Here is an 18,889-nt window from a genome sequence, read left to right as displayed (position 1 = left end):
CCCCCAATATTATGAAAAAGCTATTGATGATTGTCTTCGTGATGACCGCATTTGTTTTAAACGCTCAAGATATAACTGCTAATAATAAAGTAAATACACCAAAGTATGAAAAAGAAGGAAACTTGGTGAAAGTGACTAAGTTTTACAGTACTGGAGAAGTACGAGAACAAGGTTTTTACGATGCAGAAAAGAAATTAACTGGAAAATGGATTCAGTTTAACAAGCAAGGTAAAAAAACTACGATTGCACATTATTACAAAGGTGCTAAAGTAGGAAAGTGGTTTGTTTGGAAAGGAGAAACTTTGTTAGAAGTTGATTATGAAGCTTCAAGAATTGCAAGTGTAAACGAATGGAAAGGTGGAGCTAGTGTTATTGCTGATAACTAAGAGTTACTACCTTAAACAAGAAAAGCGCCCTATCAAATTGATAGGGCGCTTTTTTTAGATATGTTTTTTGCTAATACTTACGTTATCTGAATTCAAAGCGATATTGTAAATATTGGTAAGCATCTCTTGGTAATACTTTAATCCACTTTTTATATTTAAAGAACCATTTTATTTGTTCAGAAATAATTCCTTTTTGCAAATACGAAGCAACAAACGGATGTACATGTAATGCAATCGTTTTTGAATTGTCTTTATTTGCGATAATTCGATCTAATTCTACTTGTAATTTTTCTATTAAAACAATAGGAGCTTCTACTTCACCATTTATATTAGGGTTCGGCTCTTGTGTTTTAATGTTCATTTCTGAACGAACTCTCTGTCTAGTTATTTGTACAAGTCCAAATTTACTAGGAGGTAATATTTTATGTTTTGTTCTGTCTAACGACATTTCGGCTTTTAGATGGTCGTATAATTTTTGACGATTTTCATTAGAATGTAAATCGATAAAATCAACAACTATTATTCCACCCATGTCTCTTAAACGCAACTGTCTTGCTATTTCAGTAGCGGCAATAATATTTACTTCCAAAGCATTTTCTTCTTGCGAATTGGCTTTGTTAGATCTATTTCCACTATTTACATCAATAACATGTAATGCTTCCGTGTGTTCAATAACTAAATAAGCACCTTTATTCATGGAAACTGTTTTCCCAAAAGCTGATTTTATTTGTCTTTCAATACCATATTTTTCAAAAATAGGCGTTTTTGGGTTGTGTAATTTCAATATAGATTGCTTTTCTGGATAAATCTCCAGTAAATAGTCATTAATCTCTTGGAATAATGTTTCATCATTTGTAACAATACTAGTAAAAGAATCATTAAGAACATCTCTTAATATAGAAGATGCCCTGTTTAGCTCGCTTAAAACCTTTGTTGGCGTTTCTGTATTGGCTATTTGCCCACACATTTTTTTCCAACGTTCTAATGAGTTTTGTAAATCTTTGTCTAATTCGGCTACTTTTTTTCCTTGTGCAACGGTTCTTAAAATAACACCAAACCCAGCTGGTTTAATGCTTTTTGCCAATCGCTTAAGGCGTTCCTTTTCTTTAGGGTCTGCTATTTTTTGAGAAACAGATACTCGTTTAGAAAAAGGGACGAGTACTAAATACCTACCAGCAATAGAAATCTCTGAACTGATTCTAGGGCCTTTTGTAGATATGGGTTCTTTTACAATTTGAACTAATACGTTTTGTTTTGTTTTAAGAACTTGATCGATACTTCCATTTTTGTCAATGTCTTTTTCAAATTGGAAGTTTTTTAAAGTGTAATCTTTGTATTTACCTGTGCTTACTTTTTTAATGAATTTATTTAACGATTGAACTTGTGGGCCTAAATCGTGGTAATGTAAAAATCCGTCTTTTGGATAACCTACATTTACAAATGATGCATTTAGACCTGTTAATATTTTTCCTGTTTTGGCTAAAAATATGTCGCCAACAGAAAATTTATTATTGTTTGTTTCGTTATTAAATTCAATAAGTTTACCATCTTTTAGTAGAGCAAAATCAATATCAGATGAATTTGAACGGATAATCAATTCTAGTTTCATTCCGAATAGTTTTAACTACATAAGAATACAATCCTTACATAGATGGATTAAATTTAATACAGGGTATAATACCCAAAGAAACTTTAATTTCATAAAGTTTCAATTTCAATGAACGTGTGCTGTTAAACAGCAAAAAAAAGTAAGGAACCCTTACTTTTTCTTGTGTCTGTTAGCTCTTGCTCTTTTCTTTCTTTTGTGCGTAGAGATTTTTGCTCTCTTTCTTTTTTTACCACTTGGCATAATTGTACTGTTTTATAAATCTGAGAATTCAGATTTGGTTAATAATTTTATTAGTTATTATTTTACTAATACGTTGTTTTTTACTCCTTCTGAAAATGTTTTAGCCGGTTTAAAAGCTGGAATGTTATGAGCAGGAATCTTAATAGTAGTGTTTTTTGAAATGTTTCTTCCAGTTTTTTCTGCTCTAGTCTTGATAATAAAACTACCAAAACCTCTTAAGTATACATTATCTCCCTTTTCCAAAGCATCCTTAACTTCACTCATGAATGCTTCTACAGTTGCTAATACATCTGCTTTCTCAATACCCGACTTGTCTGAAATACTTGATACAATATCCGCTTTTGTCATTTTATTCTATTTTCTGTTGTGTTTTATAAAAAAATTCAGGCTGCAAATATATGACAATAATTCAATTTCAAAAAGCTAAATCATTAAAATTTAAAGGAATAAATAATGTATTATTGCAAAGCTAAAAATAGAGAATGGAGTTTTGTAATCGGTTAGAATTGTGGTATTTAGGAAATAAGCGTGACTTGCCTTGGCGAAAAAACAAGGAGGCTTATCAAGTGTGGTTGTCAGAAATTATATTACAACAAACGCGAGTAGCGCAAGGTATGTCTTATTATTTTAAGTTTTTAGAGGCATTTCCAACCGTAAACGACTTAGCAAATGCGCCCGAAGAAGAAGTGCTAAAATTATGGCAAGGGCTTGGTTATTACTCACGTGCAAGAAATTTGCATTTCTCAGCAAAGTATATAGTTTCCGATTTAAAGGGGGTTTTTCCTAAATCTTACAAAGAGTTATTGGCTTTAAAAGGAGTAGGAGATTATACAGCTTCTGCCGTAGCTTCCATTTGTTATAATGAAGAAGTGGCTGTGGTTGACGGAAATGTATATCGGGTTTTGTCTCGTTGCTTTGGAATTAGTACGGCTATAAATTCATCCAAAGGAATCAAGCAATTTAAAGAATTGGCTCAGGAATTGTTGCCTGCTAAAACTCCAGGAAATTACAATCAAGCACTAATGGACTTTGGTTCTTTGCAGTGCAAGCCGGCCAACCCGCTTTGTGAAACCTGTCCTTTAAATGATATATGTATCGCTTATGCTTCTAACAAAATAACGGAGCTTCCTTTTAAAGAGAAGAAAATAAAAATTAGAAATCGATATTTTAATTTTGTTGTATTGAATTCTGCAGATGGGAAAACTGTTTTAGAGCAGCGAATAGGGAAAGGAATTTGGGAAAATTTATTTCAATTTCCGTTGATAGAAACAAATAGTGAAATAGAGGCAAATGAATTGATTGAAAATTCTGAGTATTTGTCCTTGACTAAAGGTAGTAATTTGAGTTTGAAATTATACAATCCAAAAGTATGGGTGCACAAATTATCGCACCAGCATTTGTTTGTTAAATTTTGGGTGGTTAATGGCGATTTTCAGAATGAGGAATTGATTTGTTGGAAAACGGTGCATAAATTTGCGGTTCCTAGAATTATTCATAAATTTTTAGAGGAATTTTATTCGAATCATGAAAAAAAAGAAGAATCTCTACTAGAAAGCTAATTTTGAACCCAAATGTGTCAAAATTTCTTTATTTTTGGGGCATATAAAATGTTATGGCAGGTACGTTAAATAAAGTGATGCTGATTGGTCATTTAGGTGATGCAGTAAAAGTTCACTATTTTGAAGGTGGTGGAAGTATAGGTCGTTTTCCTATTGCTACAAATGATTCGTATACAAATAAGCAAACGGGGAAAAAAGTTACCTCTACCGAATGGCATAATATTGTTGTAAAAAATAAGTTAGCTGAAATTTGTGAAAAATACCTTAAGAAAGGTGATAAGGTTTATTGCGAAGGCAAAATAAAAACTAGGCAGTGGGAACAAGATGGCGCTAAAAGATATGCTACCGAAATTCATGTGGTAGATATGACCTTTTTGTCGACATCAGAACTAGATGTCAATTCACAAGCTACAAATAAACAAATAGATATTTCGTCTCAAATTATGGATGACGATTTGCCATTTTAAAAAATATTATAATTGGATCCAGAACCCATTAGTACTTTAACTTCTTCTTCAATCGATATTTATGTCGTTATACAGGCGCTTGCCTTAATAGGTCTTTTAATATCTTCAGCCTTAGTATCCGGTGCTGAAGTTGCCTTTTTTTCATTGACTAAAACTAATTTGGAAGAAATTGGAAAATCGAATAGCGTCAAAGGAAATATTGTTATTGATTTATTAGACCGACCTAAAAAATTATTAGCCACTATATTAATTGCGAATAATTTTATCAATATTTTAATTGTTTTGCTTTTTGCTTCCTTGGGAACCGTTTTTTTAGCGGATATTTCTGAGAACATTCGATTTTTAATTGAGGTTGTTTTAATTACCTTTTTAATTTTATTGTTTGGCGAAGTATTACCGAAGGTGTATGCCACTAGAAATGCCGACGCGTTTTCTAAAAACATGTCCAGAGCAATATTGTTGTTGAGTCATCTTTTGGCTCCGCTAAGTTCACTTTTAACAGGACTTACAGGTATTGTTGAGAATAGGCTAGGGAAAAAGAACAGCGGTTTTTCTGTTGAAAGATTGTCGCAAGCTTTTGAGTTGACTTCAGACGCGGCTACCACAAAAGATGAAAAGAATATTTTAGAAGGAATTGTCGCTTTTGGAAATACAGAAACGGTACAGGTAATGAAACCTCGAATAGATGTGTTTGCAATTGCTGATGATGAGCCTTTTTTAGGTGTTTTGGATAAAATTGTAGAAAATGGCTATTCTAGAAATCCTGTGTATCACGAAAATATTGATGAAATAATTGGAGTGCTTTATGCAAAAGATTTATTGCCACATATCACAAAGAAGGAATTTAATTGGCAAACGCTAATTCGTGCTCCTTATTTTGTTCCTGAAAATAAAAAGCTAGATGATTTATTAGTCGACTTTCAAGAGAAAAAGAACCATTTAGCGATTGTGGTAGATGAATATGGAGGAACTAGTGGTTTGGTGACTTTAGAAGATGTTATAGAAGAAATTGTGGGAGATATTAGTGATGAATATGCAAACGATTATTTGTCGTATTCAAAACTAGATCAATTCAATTATATTTTTGAAGGAAAAACAACCTTAAAAGATTTTTACAGAGTGCTTGATATTTCTGATACGAAATTTGAAGAGCAAAAAGGAGAGTCGGAAACATTGGCCGGATTTATTTTGGAAATTTCGGGTAAGTTTCCAAAAAAACAAGAAAAGATCACTTTCGAAAACTACTTATTTACAATAGAGTCTGTAGACAGGAAAAGATTGAAAAGATTGAAAGTAACTATATTAGGAAATGCAGTTTCATAAATTATTTTTTATACCCTTTGCGGTACTTCTGTTATTTGTTTCTTGCAAGGAGGAGCAACTTCCAAAACCTGCTTCTTATTTGCGTTTAGATTATAGAACGGCACAATATAATATGTTGGTTGGAAATTTACCTTTTGAATTTCGTTACAATTCAGGTGCAAAAATTCACTTAAAAAAAAACAATTGGATTGATGTGGAATATCCTAATATGAAAGCAACATTAGTGTTGACCTATTCTCCTGTAAAAAATAATTTAAGAGAATTGTTTAAGGATGCTGAAAACTTAACTTTTAAGCACATGATTAAGGCAGATGATATTCAAGCAATGCCTTTTGAAAACAGGGATCGAAAAGTTTATGGAAAAATGTTTGAAGTTTATGGAAATGCAGCTACTCAAATTCAGTTTCACGCAACAGATTCTACCGATAATTTTTTAACGGGTGCGCTTTATTTTTATGCCAAACCTAATTATGATTCTATTTTACCTGCGGTACATTACTTGCGTAAGGATATTGTTCAGTTAATGGAAACGCTGAGTTGGAAAAAATAATCTGATCGGTTATTTTTTTAGTTGTTTTAATTTTCCGTGTTGAAGTATTAAATAAAACTGTAAGCCAAATAGCAAAGCTCCAGATAATAAATGTATAGCCTGTGTTCCTAGCGGGAAATCGCTATAATACATTAAAATTCCTGTAAGTGCTTCTAGTCCAATTAAACCTAAAATCCATTTAGGCAATTTAAAATTCAATTGTAAAGTTTCGTTTTTGTAGAATATAAAAAAGTTGACCAATACAATAGCAACGGTAAAAGATCTATGAATATAGAAATTTAAATTAGGGTTGTACAAACTCATCTGTTTGTTGTCAAAACCAAATAACTTTACCTGTTCGTCTACAAATTGTCGAACCTGTGTTCCCATACTAATTTGTATAATTGAAAATAGAATCGATACAATAAGCAGAGTATGGAATGTTTTATTGTAAGAAATGTTTTTGGCGACTTTGTCAGAAATTAGATGCAAGAGTTTTAAAAGTAATGCGATAATAAATAAGCCGGCCACCATGTGTATGGTAATTACAGATGGTTTTAATACAGAGTCGATAACTGTTTTACCTAGCCAAGCTTCAAATAGCATTAAGAAAAACGCTCCAAAGGTTAGGAGGAGTATTTGTTTGTGTAATTTTCTGTTTTTATAGGCGGCTACGAGTAGGATTAAAAATACAAATCCAGAAAGAACAGAAGACAATCTGTTTATGTATTCTGTCCAAGTATGGTATACATTAAAGATAGCGTAATCGTGTTTTGTGTAGGCTTCCCAATGGCTTTCGTTAAAAGTGTTTTGTGTGCTAAAATTATCTTTTGCAACAATAAGAGCTTCGTTTTTTATGATAATAGTCCCTTTGTTGTAGCTTGTATTAGGTTGCCAGTTGATTTGCTCTTCACTTGTTGGGGGTATATAGTAGCCAAAACATTTAGGCCAGTCTGGGCATCCCATTCCAGAACCTGTCATGCGGACAATTGAGCCTGCTAAAAAAATTAAATAGACAGAAATAAGTGCTGCCTTTACGATTGATTTAAAATGTTTTTCCACGTGAAATAGTTAGCTAAAATGTTTTGCGAAAATAAGTCATTTTGGTGGATTTATTTTAGGAAATGGCTATTCTTTAAAATCAAAAAATCCACTTGTAAATTTTACAAGTGGATTTCTTAACAGGATGTGTTCTGATTATTTTTTAGCGTCTTTGCAACACGCTTTTTTTTCAGAAGCGCATTTTGTTTTACAAGCTTCTTGCTTAGCAGCACATTTTTCACAGTCTTTTTTAGTACAGTCAGCACTGCATTTTATGGTGCATGTTTTTGCGTCTTTACTGCAACAAGCTTTTTTTGTGTCGCATTTTTTTTCGCTTTTACAACTGGCCATTTTGTCGGTAGCACATTTGGTTTTGCAAGCTTCTTGTTTGGCAGCACATTTTTCACAGTCTTTTTTAGTACAGTCAGCACTGCATTTCATGGAGCATGTTTTTGCATCTTTACTAGAACAAGCTTTTTTTGTGTCACATTTTTTTTCGCTTTTACAACAGGCCATTTTATCGGTAGCACATTTGGTTTTGCAAGCTTCTTGTTTAGCAGCACATTTTTCACAATCTTTTTTAGTGCAATCAGCACTGCATTTCATAGTGCAGGTTTTTCCATCTGCACTGCAGCAAGCGGTTTTTGTTTTGCAAGTGCTATTACCTTCTTCAATGCTTGTTATTTTAGCAGTGTATAATTCACCACCACCTATAGCAGTAATTGTTTTGATCAATTCTTCTTTAGAAATGGTATTCTCGTCAAAAGTAAATTGTCCCGATTTTGCTTCAAAATTAACTTTAGCAGAAGCAATACCTGCTGTTTTTGATAATTTAGATTCAATAGTTTTTGCACAGCCTATTTCACAAGTCATTCCGTCTATTTGAATGTTGGCTGTTTTATACGATGCTTCCGTTTTTGTAGCACCTTCTTTTGCGTTGTTTTTTGAATTGTCTTTACAAGCAACTGTCAATATAAGTACAGTTAGGCAGGCAAGGAATAGATATCTTAATTTCATAAGGAAAAGGTTTATAATAGTATAGGACAAATTTATGTAGATTAATCTAATTATTCGGAAAAATCATTCATTTTTGTACAATCCTTAACAATGTCTAATAAGTTGAAAATGAAAGAAAATAAATGGTTGTATTTAATAGTACTTTCGCTGATGTGGGGAAGTTCTTTTATTTTAATGAAAAAAGCATTGTTAGGTCTTTCTCCAATACAAATAGGAGCTTTGCGAATTCTGGTTGCGGGATTTGTTTTGTTAGCATTCAGTTATAAGAAGGTGTTGAAAATTAAAAAGAAACACTGGATGCCAATTGCTCAGGTTGGTTTTATAGCTAGTTTTTTTCCTGCTTTCTTTTTTGCATTTGCAATTCATGAAATAGACAGTTCCGTATCGGCAATATTAAATTCCTTAACGCCTTTAATTACCATGTTGTTGGGGGCGTTGTTTTTTAATTTTGTGTTTCAAAAGAAACAAATAGTGGGGGTGTTTGTTGGTTTGCTAGGAACACTAATGTTGATTGCTTATGGAATGCAGGTAAATCCGGAGCAGAATTATGCCTATGCTCTTTTGATTTTTATAGCCTCTATAGGTTATGCCTTGGGAATGAATATTGTAAAAAGTAAATTATTGGATATTGATGCTTTGAGTATTACGGCAGGAAGTTTTACCTTGTTGATACCACCGGCTTTTGTAATATTGTGTTTTTCAGGTTTTTTTGAAGTAGATTTTTCGAATGAGCTGGTACAAGAGTCCTTTGGTTATATTGTTTTGTTAGCGCTTCTTGGAACCACAATTGCCAAAGTGTTGTTTAACAAATTGGTGCAAATATCTTCTCCTATATTTTCCTCTTCTATTACTTATTTAATTACAGTGGTTGCCGTTGCTTGGGGAGTGTTAGATGGAGAACGTTTGTCGCTGTATCAATTTTTTTCCATAGGGGTTATCTTTTTAGGTGTATTCTTAGTGAATAAAAAAGCTACTTAAAATCATTTTCAGTCACATCTCTATTTAACGTTAAAAGATAGGTTTGAAAATCCAATTGAGCTTCTCCAATGCTAAAAGAAAATTTAGATGGGAATTTAAGTCCTTCAATAGCGATATATTTTGAAAAGTGAATTTTTTGTTCATTCGCATTCGCGTCTAATTTTGTTTTCGATAGTGTTTTAAGTCCAGTCTCTCGGTCGTAGTATATTTTTTTAGAAACGGTTTTGACCACATGGTATGCTTTTTCTTTTAAATACTCAATACCTAAATATTTGGCGTTTTTGTAATAAGAAAACTCAGGGAAAATTGCACTTGTCTTTTTAAAGTTGTTTAGTTCTTTTGTTTGCACTTTTATTCTTTGGCGGTTGTGTATTCTATGTGCTGTTTTGCCATTAAAAACTAATTTGGAAATAATTTTATCTGACAGTCGTATTTCTTGAAGAAAACTATTTGGGAGCATCGATTTTTGAATAAAGAGAAATTCGTTATCGTTGTACAAACACTTTGACTCTGATGTGAAGCTTGTTACTTGTAGTGCTTTTTGTTTGCCACCAATTGCTTCAAAATACTTGTCCAGGACCTGCTTTATAGTTGTGTTGTCCTTTTGTGCATGGCTATTTGTTGGTCCGAAACTTAAAAGGAAGAGTAGTAGAAAATTGAAAGTTGTTTTCATGTATAAAGCATCTATTTCTGTAAATATATAAAAAGGAGTCTAGTTAGGAAAAGTGAAAGCGGTGTAGGAATAAAAATAAAGTAAAAATAAGCTCTTGTTTATTTATTAAAAAGAAGTATATTTGCACTCGTTTTAAACAAAACAAAAAATTAAATCATAAACATATGTACGCAATTGTAGAGATAGCAGGGCAGCAGTTTAAAGTAGCGAAAGACCAAAAGGTTTACGTTCACCGTTTACAGTCTGAAGAAGGATCAAAAGTAACTTTTGACAATGTTCTTTTAGTAGGAGAAGGTGAAAATGTAACTATTGGCGCCCCAGCTATAGAAGGAGCTAAAGTAACAGCTAAAATTCTAGGTCACTTAAAAGGTGATAAAGTAATCGTTTTCAAAAAGAAACGTAGAAAAGGATACAAGAAAAAGAACGGACACCGTCAGTTCTTAACTGAAATCCAAATCGAAGGTATTACTGCAGGTGGTACTAAGAAAAAAGCAGCAGCTAAAAAAGCAGTAGCAGCAGATGATGCAGAAGCTCCAGCAAAAAAGGCTCCAGCTAAAAAAGCAGCTCCAAAAAAGGCAGCAGCTAAAAAAGAAGAAAAATAAAATATTAATATACCTATTGATACTATATAGGAATTAAAACCTAAAAATTATGGCACATAAAAAAGGTGTAGGTAGTTCGAAGAATGGTAGAGAATCAGAATCGAAACGACTAGGAGTAAAAATATTTGGTGGTCAAGCTGCAATAGCAGGAAATATCCTTATCCGTCAAAGAGGAACTAAACATTACCCAGGTGAAAACGTTTATATGGGTAAAGATCATACTTTACACGCTAAAGTTGATGGAGTTGTAAAATTCCAAAAGAAAAGAGACAATAAGTCTTATGTTTCTATTGAAGCGTTTGAAGCTTAAGAAATAAGATTTTTACAATCTTAAAACTCCCTTCCATATCGGTAGGGAGTTTTCTTGTTTCTAATTATAGTAAATTTTATTTTTGAAGTTGATAAGTTCAAGTTACTTACTGCTTTTTAAAGTACTTCTAATAAACTATTTTGTTACATTTACTGCATGCAACACTTGTATTCCATATTCGTATTTATTTCTAGCTTTGTCCTTCGGGTTGTAGCCCCGTTTCAGTATAAAATCGGACTTTTTGTTAAAGGCAGGAAGCATGTTTTTGCCGACTTAGAAAAAGCGTTTCAAAAAGAAGATGAAGTGCTTTGGTTTCACGCAGCTTCTTTAGGTGAATTTGAGCAAGGACGGCCGGTTATTGAAAAAATAAAGCAAGATTTTCCGAAGTATAAAATACTATTGACTTTTTTTTCTCCTTCTGGTTATGAGGTAAGAAAAGATTATGAAAAAGCAGATTTTGTTTGTTATTTGCCTTTGGACACAAAAAGGAATGTCCATCGTTTTTTTAAATGTGTGCAACCAAAATTAGCTGTTTTTATCAAATATGAATTTTGGCCAAATTATTTGTCTGCATTAAACAAACGAAATATCCCTACGTTTTTGGTTTCTGGTATTTTCAGATCCAACCAAATTTTCTTTAAGTCTTACGGAAAATGGATGCGAAATCATTTACATACCTTTTCTCATTTCTTTGTTCAAGATGAAAACTCATCTAATTTGCTGAAAACTATTGGTTTTGAAAATCACACCATTAGCGGTGATACGCGTTTTGATAGAGTAGCAGATATCCTGAAAAGAGACAATTCGTTAAAATTCATCAATGAGTTTAAGGCCGATTCTTATACGGTAGTTGCGGGAAGTACTTGGAAAGAAGACGAAGTCAATTTGGTAGCTTATATCAATACACATGCGGGTGCCGACGAGAAGTTTATCATTGCTCCGCATAATATAAAAGCAGAAGAAATTAATGCTTTGCAAAAACGTATTGAAAAGAAAGTGGTGCTTTATTCTGAAATGAAAAATAAAGAGTTGAAAAATTACCAAGTCTTTATCATTGATACTATTGGTATACTTACCAAAATATATAGCATTGCCGATGTGGCTTATGTTGGTGGTGGCTATACAAAAAGTGGTATACACAACGTATTGGAACCTGCTACTTTTGGAGTGCCTATTGTAATAGGTCCAAATTATAAAAAATTTAAAGAGGCTTCAGATTTGATAAAAGTCGGAGCTTGCGTTGCGACTTCAGGGGCTGAGCAACTTTCGGAAGAGTTGTTGTTGCTAAAGAAAAACACGGAACTTAGAAAAATTAGAGGTCAAGCTTCTGATGATTTTATAAAATCAAGTACGGGTGCTTCAGATAGTATTGTTTCTTATATGAAAAAGAGCTTATAGTTGCAGGACTTTTTCTTAGTGAATAATAATTAGGGGCTTCTTTTAGGAACTTCATAGAAGTTGATACATATCCTAGTTTAAGCTACTAGATATTTTGTTCTTACGCCTTTTTGTTGGAACTTTACAAGCTATAAAATTCACATGAATATGAACAAGTTAGTTGATTCTTTTGGTAGGCAAATAACCTATATGCGATTGGCGGTTACCGACCGTTGTAACTTGCGTTGTACGTATTGCATGCCTGCTGCTGGAGCAAATATTGTAGAGCGAAAAGAATTACTGACTTTTAAAGAAATGTACCGAATAACTCGTGTTTTGACAGAGCTAGGAGTGAATAAGGTGCGTTTAACGGGGGGGGAACCTTTTGTGCGTAAAGATTTGATGGGTTTTATAAAAATGATGTCTTACAACGATTTGTTGGATGAAATAAATATAACCACCAACGGTGCTGGAATAGCAAAACATGTTGAAGAGCTTTCAAAATTTAAAGTGAAAACTGTTAACTTGAGCTTAGATAGTTTGAGTCCTGAAAAATTTGCAAAAATTACGCGAAGAGATGTTTTTGATGAAGTATGGAACACTTTTGAACTGCTAGAAAAAAGTGGTTTGAAATTAAAATTAAATGTCGTGGTGCAGTCGGGAGTTAATACCGATGAAATTAACGATTTTGTGGCATTGACAAAAGATAGAAATATAGAAGTTCGTTTTATTGAAGAAATGCCTTTTAACGGTGTTGGAAAAAGAGCCATGGATGAAGTTTGGAATTATACCAAAATTTTAGGCGAAATAAAAACAGGCTATCCAAACATTGAAACACTTCCTTTGGTAAAATCATCAACCTCACGTCTTTTTAAATTAGAAGGAGCAAAAGGAATTGTTGGAATTATTCCGGCCTATACAAGAACTATTTGTTCTGATTGCAATAGAATTAGATTGACTTCTACAGGACAGTTAAAAAATTGTCTTTTTGATGAAGGGGTGTACAGTATTCGCGATTTTATAAGAAACGGAGCAAGTAACGAAGAATTGAAACAACTATTTATCGATCTAGTTTCTAAAAAGCCAAAAGATGGTTTTGTGGCCGAAGCCAATAGAAAGAAAAATAAAAATGTTTCAGAGAGCATGTCTTCTATCGGAGGCTAAATATAAAAACCTATGATTTATAAAAGAACCAACCGAAAAATAATTGCATTGCTAATCGTTTCAGTAATGTCTATGCTTATTATTTCGGATTTCGACCTGACAAAAATATTGCAATTGAAAGGAGTTGCAGGAAATTATTACTTACCGGTGCCAATTGTATTTCCCGTATTGTTTTTATTCTTGTATTTAAACCTACATTATATTAAATTTTCTTTTGCAGAAGGGAAAACCATAGCTCAAAAAATATTTTTTGGTTTGTTGAATTTCGCAATTACCATCTTCATTTTTGTAGTGGGCTTTAAGTTTTGGAAGCATACTTCAGGCGATGTAGATGTGGCTTTTTTTGGTGAAGCAAAAGATGCCTTTGAATTGACGTTTCGAAATATATTCTTTTGGACTTTTTATCAAACCTTGATGATGGCTTATGGTTTGTCAATTTTGAAAATAATGGTAAGTAGATTGCCAAAAAAATAAAAGTACATGATTACGGTAGATGAAGCTTATGACATTATTGTTGGTCAATCTCAATATTTTGGGGTGGATACGGTACCCTTTATAGAATCGTTGGGCAAGGTTTTAAAAGAAACGATTGTTGCCGATAGAGATTTTCCTCCCTTTGATAGAGTTTGCATGGATGGAATTGCTATTTCTGCGGCTGCTTTTGAAAACGGTAAAAGAAGTTTTTTAATTGAAGGTGTTCAGGCAGCTGGGAGTCCACAAATGACTTTAGAAAATTTCGAAAATTGTTTGGAAGTTATGACAGGTGCGGTTCTTCCAAAAAACACAGATGCTGTCATTCCCTATGAGTTGATTGCTATTGAAAATGGAATGGCTACGGTGAGCGTAAGTTCCGTCGTGTCACTTCAAAATATACATGTCAAAGGAAAAGATAGAAAAATAAATGATATTTTAATTCATGAAAATACGTGTATTACCGCGGCTGAAATTGGTGTTTTGGCAACCGTAGGAAAATCGTATGTAAAGGTTTTGAGACAGCCAAAAGTAATGATTATTTCTACAGGAAATGAATTGGTAGGGGTTGATGAAGTCCCGCTAGAACATCAAATTCGAAGAAGTAATGTATTTAGTCTTGTTTCTTTATTGTCGGTTTTGCAAATAAAAGCAGACACGGCACATTTGCCAGATGATAAGGAGAGTTTAAAGGAAAATATCAGTCAGTTTTTAAAGAATTATGACACGCTACTTTTTAGTGGTGCAGTAAGCAAAGGAAAGTTCGATTATATCCCAGAGGTGCTAAATGAACTAGGTGTTGAGAAATTATTTCATAAGGTAAAACAAAGACCTGGCAAACCTTTTTGGTTCGGACGCAGTGCTGTTTTAAGTACGAGTGAATTAGAAGAAGATAAGAATACGTCTAAAAAACAAACGGTTGTTTTTGCCTTTCCAGGGAATCCTGTTTCTACCTATGTAAATTGTTTAAAATATTTTTATCCTTGGTATAAAAAATCAATGGGCATGTCTCTAGATTTGCCGATTGCTAAGTTGAGTGAAGATTTTGCTTTTAAACCTTCTATGACCTATTTCTTACAAGTAAAACTGTTACAAGAAAATGGCGTTTTAATTGCCGTTCCGCAGACAGGAAATGGCTCTGGAGATTTAGCTAATTTAGTGGAAGCAGATGCCTTTATTGAATTGCCTGAAGATAGAAACGAATTTAAAAAAGGAGAAGCTTTTCCGATATTACGTTATAGATAGTTTTAAGTTTTTAATTATTAGTTTTGAGTTAAAAAAAAGCTATGAAAGAAAGTATTATTAAAACTAAAAGTTACAAGTTTTCGTTAGGCATAATTTCTTTATATAAAGAATTACTAGTAGAAAAAGAATTTGTTTTATCGAAACAGCTTTTAAGAAGTGGCACTTCGATTGGAGCGAATATAGAAGAAGCTTTGGCGGGGCAGAGTAAAAAAGATTTTATTGCAAAAATGTCAATTTTATCTAAAGAAGCTAGAGAAACTAAATATTGGTTACGATTATTAAATGACAGTGAATTGACAAGGTTGAAAGTAGATCATTTATTATTGGATATAGATGAATTAATACGAATGCTGACGGCAATAGTTAAAACAACGCAACAGAATTTGAATAATTAAAAACTCAGCACTGAAAACTGAAAACTAAAACGAAAGTAGTGAGTGATTTTACACATATAAACAAAGACAACCAACCTAAAATGGTGGATGTCGGTGAAAAAAAAATAACCAAGCGTCAGGCTACTGCGGTGGCACGTATGTTTTTGGGAGAAGAAATTATTGCGCTTTTTGAGAACAATGATTTAAAAACAAAAAAGGGACCTGTATTTCAAACGGCTATTATTGCAGGAATACAAGCGGTTAAAAAAACCTCGGAATTGATTCCCATGTGTCATCCTTTGCTAATTAATGGAGTAGATGTTACCATTGATATTCTAGACAATGAAAACATAGAAATTTTTTGTACCGTTAAAATAGAAGGAAAAACAGGTGTAGAGATGGAAGCTTTGACGGGTGTGAATATTGCGGCTTTAACAATTTATGATATGTGCAAAGCGGTTTCACAAAAAATGATTATCAAAGAAGTAAAGCTTCTAGAAAAAACGGGTGGTAAATCAGATATAAAATTAACAAATTAATTTTTATGAAAAAACATTCCAAACATACAAAAATCACCAAAAGAGCAAACGGCTTTTTTGCTCCAAATGAATTGTCTTTTGTTGGCGTAAAATGTGGGGTTATCTCAGATTTGGTTTTGGCTATTGGAGCTAAATTAGACGCAATTGCTAAAGTTGCTTATGTTGATGCTTCGCATAACAAAGACTTGACAGCTCCTACAACTGATGTACATACTTTTCATACTTCAGGAAATTTTAATTTTTCAGGTGTTATTTCAGAAAATAAATACAACAATCCCTTGCATTTTGCTCAATACGATCTGACTTGTATCAATGGAAATCATTTTGAAGGAAAAAAACAAGTTGTGTTTTTAGATCCGGAAAAAGAGAATTCAATTAATAAACGATTAGATCAAATTTCGGATATTCAGTTTTTTATAAAAACAAGTCCTGAGGTTGCCATTTTTGATTGCTTGCTAGAAAAATTCCCAGATTGCAAAAATTTACCTATGTTCGATTTAACGGATGTAGAGGCTATTATTGCAGAAGTAAAGAAGCAGGTAGAAAATAATATTCCTGTAGTAGACGGTGTTGTTTTAGCGGGAGGTAAAAGTGTTCGTATGGGAACGGATAAGGGGTTGTTAGACTATCATGGCGAGCCACAACGTGATTTTATGGTACGTTTGTTAGAGAGTCAAGGTATAGAGACATTTGTGTCTGTTCGTGGGCATCAAAAAATTGAAACACATAAAACCATTAGCGATGCTTTTGTGGGCTTAGGTCCCTTTGGAGCTATTTGTTCTGCTTTTATGAAAGATCCAAACAAGGCTTATATTGTATTGGCTACCGATTTGCCTTTTGTAAATGAAGCCTTGGTTCAAGAGTTGTTGTCTAAAAGAAATTCTAAAAAAATAGCGACCGCAATTAAAGGAAAAAGTAAAGATTTTATGGAGCCTTTGGTCACTATTTGGGAACCGAAAGCCTACCCAATATTGTTGCAATATTTAGCACAGGGTTATTCTTGTCCTAGAAAAATTTTAATCAATTCTGATGTAGAAGTTGTTGAAGTGACTGATGATTTGATTCAAAATATCAATACGCCTGAGGAATTTGAAGTAGCAAAAAAAACAGTGAAAAAGTTAAGCGTAAAAAAATAAATGAATAAAAGTCCCGAAGTATTTTATACCACTGAAAAAGAAAAATTTCAGAAAGAATTAAAATTGGTCGTTAAAAGTTTACAACTTGTGGCTGCTTTGCGGTTTTCTATTTTTAGCATCGCTGTATTTTTTATTTATTACCATACAGGAAATGCAGAGCTGATGATTGCTAGTGGACTTGTAGGTGTTGCTGTTTTTTCATTCTTTTTAAAAAGACATTTAAAGTTAAAGCAAGAAAAAAATCGATTGGAATTGTTGGTGCAAATCAATGCATTGGAATTGCAGGTTTTGTCGGGCGATTTTAAAGAGCTAGAAGCAGGAGAAGAATTTGTAAATCCAAAACATGCTTTTAGTTACGACATTGATTTGTTTGGCATTGGTTCCTTTTTTCAATATTTAAATAGAACAAAGACCACAGCGGGTAAAGCTAAGTTGGTGGCCGTTTTAACCAATAATGAGAATTTCAATATTCCTAAAAAACAAAAGGCTTTAAAAGAATTGGCGAAATTAGCCAGTTGGCGTCAAGAGTTTGCTGCCATGGCCAGTATGATTAAAGTTGAGGTATTGCCAAAAACTATATTGGATTGGATAGGGAACTATCAGTCTTTTTTACCTAAAAAAGCACAAGTAATTTCCAGAGTTTTTTCAGGTGTTTCGCTACTTTTAATTGGGTTTGTAAGCTTTGGAAACTTGCAATTCAGTTTTATAACCATTTGGTTTTTTATTGGGTTGGGAATTTCGAGTATTTATTTTAAAAATATCACCAAACTCTCTGCCGATGCGAGTCAGGCTAAAAGTACTTTTCAACAATATTACAAGTTGATTGCGCATATTGAGTCGCAAGAATTTGTTGCAGATGCCATTACAGAAAAAACAAAAGCACTTCAAGCAGAAGGCTTGCCTTCTTCGCAATTGGTGAAAATATTCTCCAAAGCTTTAGATGCTTTAGATCAACGAAACAATCTAGTGGTTTCAATAGTAGGGAATGGACTTTTTTTAATGGATATACAAAACGGTTCTAAGGTAGAAAAGTGGATCAATGCCTATGCAAAACATGTAGAAATTTGGTTTGAAATAATCTCTTATTTTGATGCACAAAACTCATTGGCAAATTTTGTGTTTAATCATGCAGATTTCGTTTTTCCTGAAATAGATGAAAGTGCTATTGTTTTGAATGCTGAAAAATTAGGGCATCCGTTAATTAGAAAAGAAAAAAGAATTCCGAGTACTTGTAAAATTGATGCGCAGAATTTTTTGATTATTACTGGGGCAAATATGGCGGGGAAGAGTACTTTTTTAAGAACAATTTCTTTAAGTATTGTGATGGCTAATTCAGGTTTGCCGGTTTGTGCAAGTTCGTTTGCGTATAATCCTGTAAAATTAATTACCAGTATGCGGACAAGTGATTCTTTGACAGATGATTCTTCGTATTTCTTTTCCGAATTGACACGTTTGAAATTTATTGTAGATACCTTAAAAAAGGAACATTATTTTATTGTTTTGGATGAAATTTTAAAAGGAACTAATAGTACAGATAAAGCTTTGGGTTCAAAGAAGTTTGTGGAAAAATTAGTAAAGTCAAATGCTACTGGGATTATTGCAACACACGATTTAAGTCTGTGTGAAATAACTGAAACCTACGAGCAAATAAGTAATTATTATTTTGATGCAGAAATTGTAAACGACGAATTGTTTTTTGACTACAAATTAAAAAAGGGTATTTGCCAAAATATGAATGCTTCTTTTTTATTGGCTAAAATGGAAATTGTTTAAGTTTATGATTACAGAAATAGCAATACTTCAAGTAAAGCCAGAATTGATTTCAACTTTCGAATCGAATTTTGAAAAA

The 18,889-nt window shown here is 32.9% G+C and carries 21 protein-coding genes; 16 read left to right on the top strand and 5 right to left on the bottom strand.

Annotated elements, in window-relative coordinates:
• The first annotated feature begins 11 nt into the window (after positions 1-11).
• Complete coding sequence (locus FGM02_RS13570; RefSeq protein ID WP_243739409.1) at positions 12-386, top strand: toxin-antitoxin system YwqK family antitoxin; 375 nt, start codon at positions 12-14, stop codon at positions 384-386.
• Positions 387-468: 82 nt separating this feature from the next.
• Here FGM02_RS13570 and FGM02_RS13565 read toward each other — a convergent pair whose 3' ends face one another.
• Both FGM02_RS13565 and FGM02_RS13560 read right to left on the bottom strand, forming a co-directional pair.
• Entirely contained in the window at positions 469-1,995 is a 1,527-nt protein-coding gene (locus tag FGM02_RS13565; RefSeq protein ID WP_139958964.1) for an Rne/Rng family ribonuclease, read from the bottom strand.
• 297 nt (positions 1,996-2,292) lie between these two features.
• Complete coding sequence (locus FGM02_RS13560) at positions 2,293-2,583, bottom strand: HU family DNA-binding protein (protein ID WP_139958962.1); 291 nt, start codon at positions 2,581-2,583, stop codon at positions 2,293-2,295.
• A 134-nt stretch (positions 2,584-2,717) separates the two neighbouring features.
• On the opposite strand from FGM02_RS13560, the gene mutY reads away from it, so the two are divergent.
• Genes mutY through gldD form a run of 4 tightly spaced genes read left to right on the top strand, consistent with a single transcriptional unit; the run spans position 2,718 to position 6,134 of the window.
• Positions 2,718-3,794 carry an A/G-specific adenine glycosylase gene (gene mutY, locus FGM02_RS13555; RefSeq protein WP_139958960.1) on the top strand — a complete coding sequence of 359 codons (1,077 nt, stop codon included), beginning with the start codon at positions 2,718-2,720 and terminating at the stop codon, positions 3,792-3,794.
• A gap of 53 nt (positions 3,795-3,847) precedes the next feature.
• Entirely contained in the window at positions 3,848-4,261 is a 414-nt protein-coding gene (locus FGM02_RS13550) for a single-stranded DNA-binding protein (RefSeq protein WP_139958958.1), read from the top strand.
• 12 nt (positions 4,262-4,273) lie between these two features.
• Entirely contained in the window at positions 4,274-5,584 is a 1,311-nt protein-coding gene (gldE, locus tag FGM02_RS13545; RefSeq protein ID WP_139958956.1) for a gliding motility-associated protein GldE, read from the top strand.
• A complete protein-coding gene (gene gldD, locus FGM02_RS13540) occupies positions 5,571-6,134 on the top strand; it encodes a gliding motility lipoprotein GldD (protein ID WP_139958954.1) in 564 nt (187 codons plus the stop codon). Before gldE ends, gldD begins: the two co-directional genes overlap by 14 nt.
• 9 nt (positions 6,135-6,143) lie before the next feature.
• On the opposite strand, the gene FGM02_RS13535 is transcribed toward gldD, so the two are convergent.
• Both FGM02_RS13535 and FGM02_RS13530 read right to left on the bottom strand, forming a co-directional pair.
• Entirely contained in the window at positions 6,144-7,175 is a 1,032-nt protein-coding gene (locus tag FGM02_RS13535; protein ID WP_139958952.1) for a COX15/CtaA family protein, read from the bottom strand.
• A 135-nt stretch (positions 7,176-7,310) separates the two neighbouring features.
• Positions 7,311-8,171: a heavy-metal-associated domain-containing protein gene (locus tag FGM02_RS13530; protein ID WP_139958950.1), complete on the bottom strand. Its 861-nt coding sequence runs from the start codon at positions 8,169-8,171 to the stop codon at positions 7,311-7,313.
• A 108-nt stretch (positions 8,172-8,279) separates the two neighbouring features.
• Between FGM02_RS13530 and FGM02_RS13525 the strand changes: the two genes are divergently transcribed.
• Positions 8,280-9,149: a DMT family transporter gene (locus tag FGM02_RS13525; RefSeq protein ID WP_208021517.1), complete on the top strand. Its 870-nt coding sequence runs from the start codon at positions 8,280-8,282 to the stop codon at positions 9,147-9,149.
• On the opposite strand, the gene FGM02_RS13520 is transcribed toward FGM02_RS13525, so the two are convergent.
• Positions 9,142-9,822 (bottom strand): hypothetical protein, encoded by a 681-nt coding sequence (locus FGM02_RS13520; RefSeq protein ID WP_139958948.1) that lies wholly within the window; start codon positions 9,820-9,822, stop codon positions 9,142-9,144. The two genes, FGM02_RS13525 and FGM02_RS13520, sit on opposite strands and share 8 nt — an antisense overlap.
• A 164-nt stretch (positions 9,823-9,986) precedes the next feature.
• Here FGM02_RS13520 and rplU point away from each other — a divergent pair, with 164 nt between their 5' ends.
• From rplU to FGM02_RS13470, 10 genes are all read left to right on the top strand, one after another.
• The gene (gene rplU / locus FGM02_RS13515) at positions 9,987-10,424 is read left to right on the top strand and encodes a 50S ribosomal protein L21 (protein WP_139958946.1); all 438 of its coding nucleotides are present in this window, start codon (positions 9,987-9,989) and stop codon (positions 10,422-10,424) included.
• Positions 10,425-10,473: 49 nt separating this feature from the next.
• Complete coding sequence (gene rpmA, locus FGM02_RS13510; protein ID WP_139958945.1) at positions 10,474-10,734, top strand: 50S ribosomal protein L27; 261 nt, start codon at positions 10,474-10,476, stop codon at positions 10,732-10,734.
• A gap of 156 nt (positions 10,735-10,890) precedes the next feature.
• Positions 10,891-12,132, top strand: coding sequence for a 3-deoxy-D-manno-octulosonic acid transferase (locus tag FGM02_RS13505; RefSeq protein WP_139958943.1), 1,242 nt, complete (start codon positions 10,891-10,893; stop codon positions 12,130-12,132).
• 147 nt (positions 12,133-12,279) lie between these two features.
• Positions 12,280-13,275 carry a GTP 3',8-cyclase MoaA gene (moaA, locus tag FGM02_RS13500; RefSeq protein ID WP_139958941.1) on the top strand — a complete coding sequence of 332 codons (996 nt, stop codon included), beginning with the start codon at positions 12,280-12,282 and terminating at the stop codon, positions 13,273-13,275.
• A gap of 12 nt (positions 13,276-13,287) precedes the next feature.
• Positions 13,288-13,749, top strand: a complete 462-nt coding sequence (locus FGM02_RS13495) for a hypothetical protein (protein WP_139958939.1) — start codon at positions 13,288-13,290, stop codon at positions 13,747-13,749.
• A gap of 6 nt (positions 13,750-13,755) precedes the next feature.
• Positions 13,756-14,991, top strand: coding sequence for a molybdopterin molybdotransferase MoeA (locus tag FGM02_RS13490; RefSeq protein ID WP_139958937.1), 1,236 nt, complete (start codon positions 13,756-13,758; stop codon positions 14,989-14,991).
• A 41-nt stretch (positions 14,992-15,032) separates the two neighbouring features.
• A complete protein-coding gene (locus FGM02_RS13485) occupies positions 15,033-15,386 on the top strand; it encodes a four helix bundle protein (protein ID WP_139958935.1) in 354 nt (117 codons plus the stop codon).
• A 38-nt stretch (positions 15,387-15,424) separates the two neighbouring features.
• Positions 15,425-15,904: a cyclic pyranopterin monophosphate synthase MoaC gene (gene moaC / locus FGM02_RS13480; RefSeq protein WP_139958933.1), complete on the top strand. Its 480-nt coding sequence runs from the start codon at positions 15,425-15,427 to the stop codon at positions 15,902-15,904.
• Positions 15,905-15,909: 5 nt separating this feature from the next.
• On the top strand, positions 15,910-17,040 hold the full coding sequence (gene mobA / locus FGM02_RS13475) for a molybdenum cofactor guanylyltransferase (RefSeq protein WP_139958931.1): 1,131 nt from the start codon (positions 15,910-15,912) through the stop codon (positions 17,038-17,040).
• Positions 17,041-18,813, top strand: coding sequence for a MutS-related protein (locus FGM02_RS13470; RefSeq protein WP_139958929.1), 1,773 nt, complete (start codon positions 17,041-17,043; stop codon positions 18,811-18,813). It begins immediately after the preceding gene.
• Positions 18,814-18,889 lie beyond the last annotated feature (76 nt).

This window comes from Flavicella sediminum (assembly GCF_006381105.1).
GTDB classification, from domain to species: Bacteria; Bacteroidota; Bacteroidia; order Flavobacteriales; family Flavobacteriaceae; genus Flavicella; species Flavicella sediminum.
Note: the sequence above shows the minus strand (reverse complement) of the source record. Positions and strands in the feature narration are given on the sequence as shown.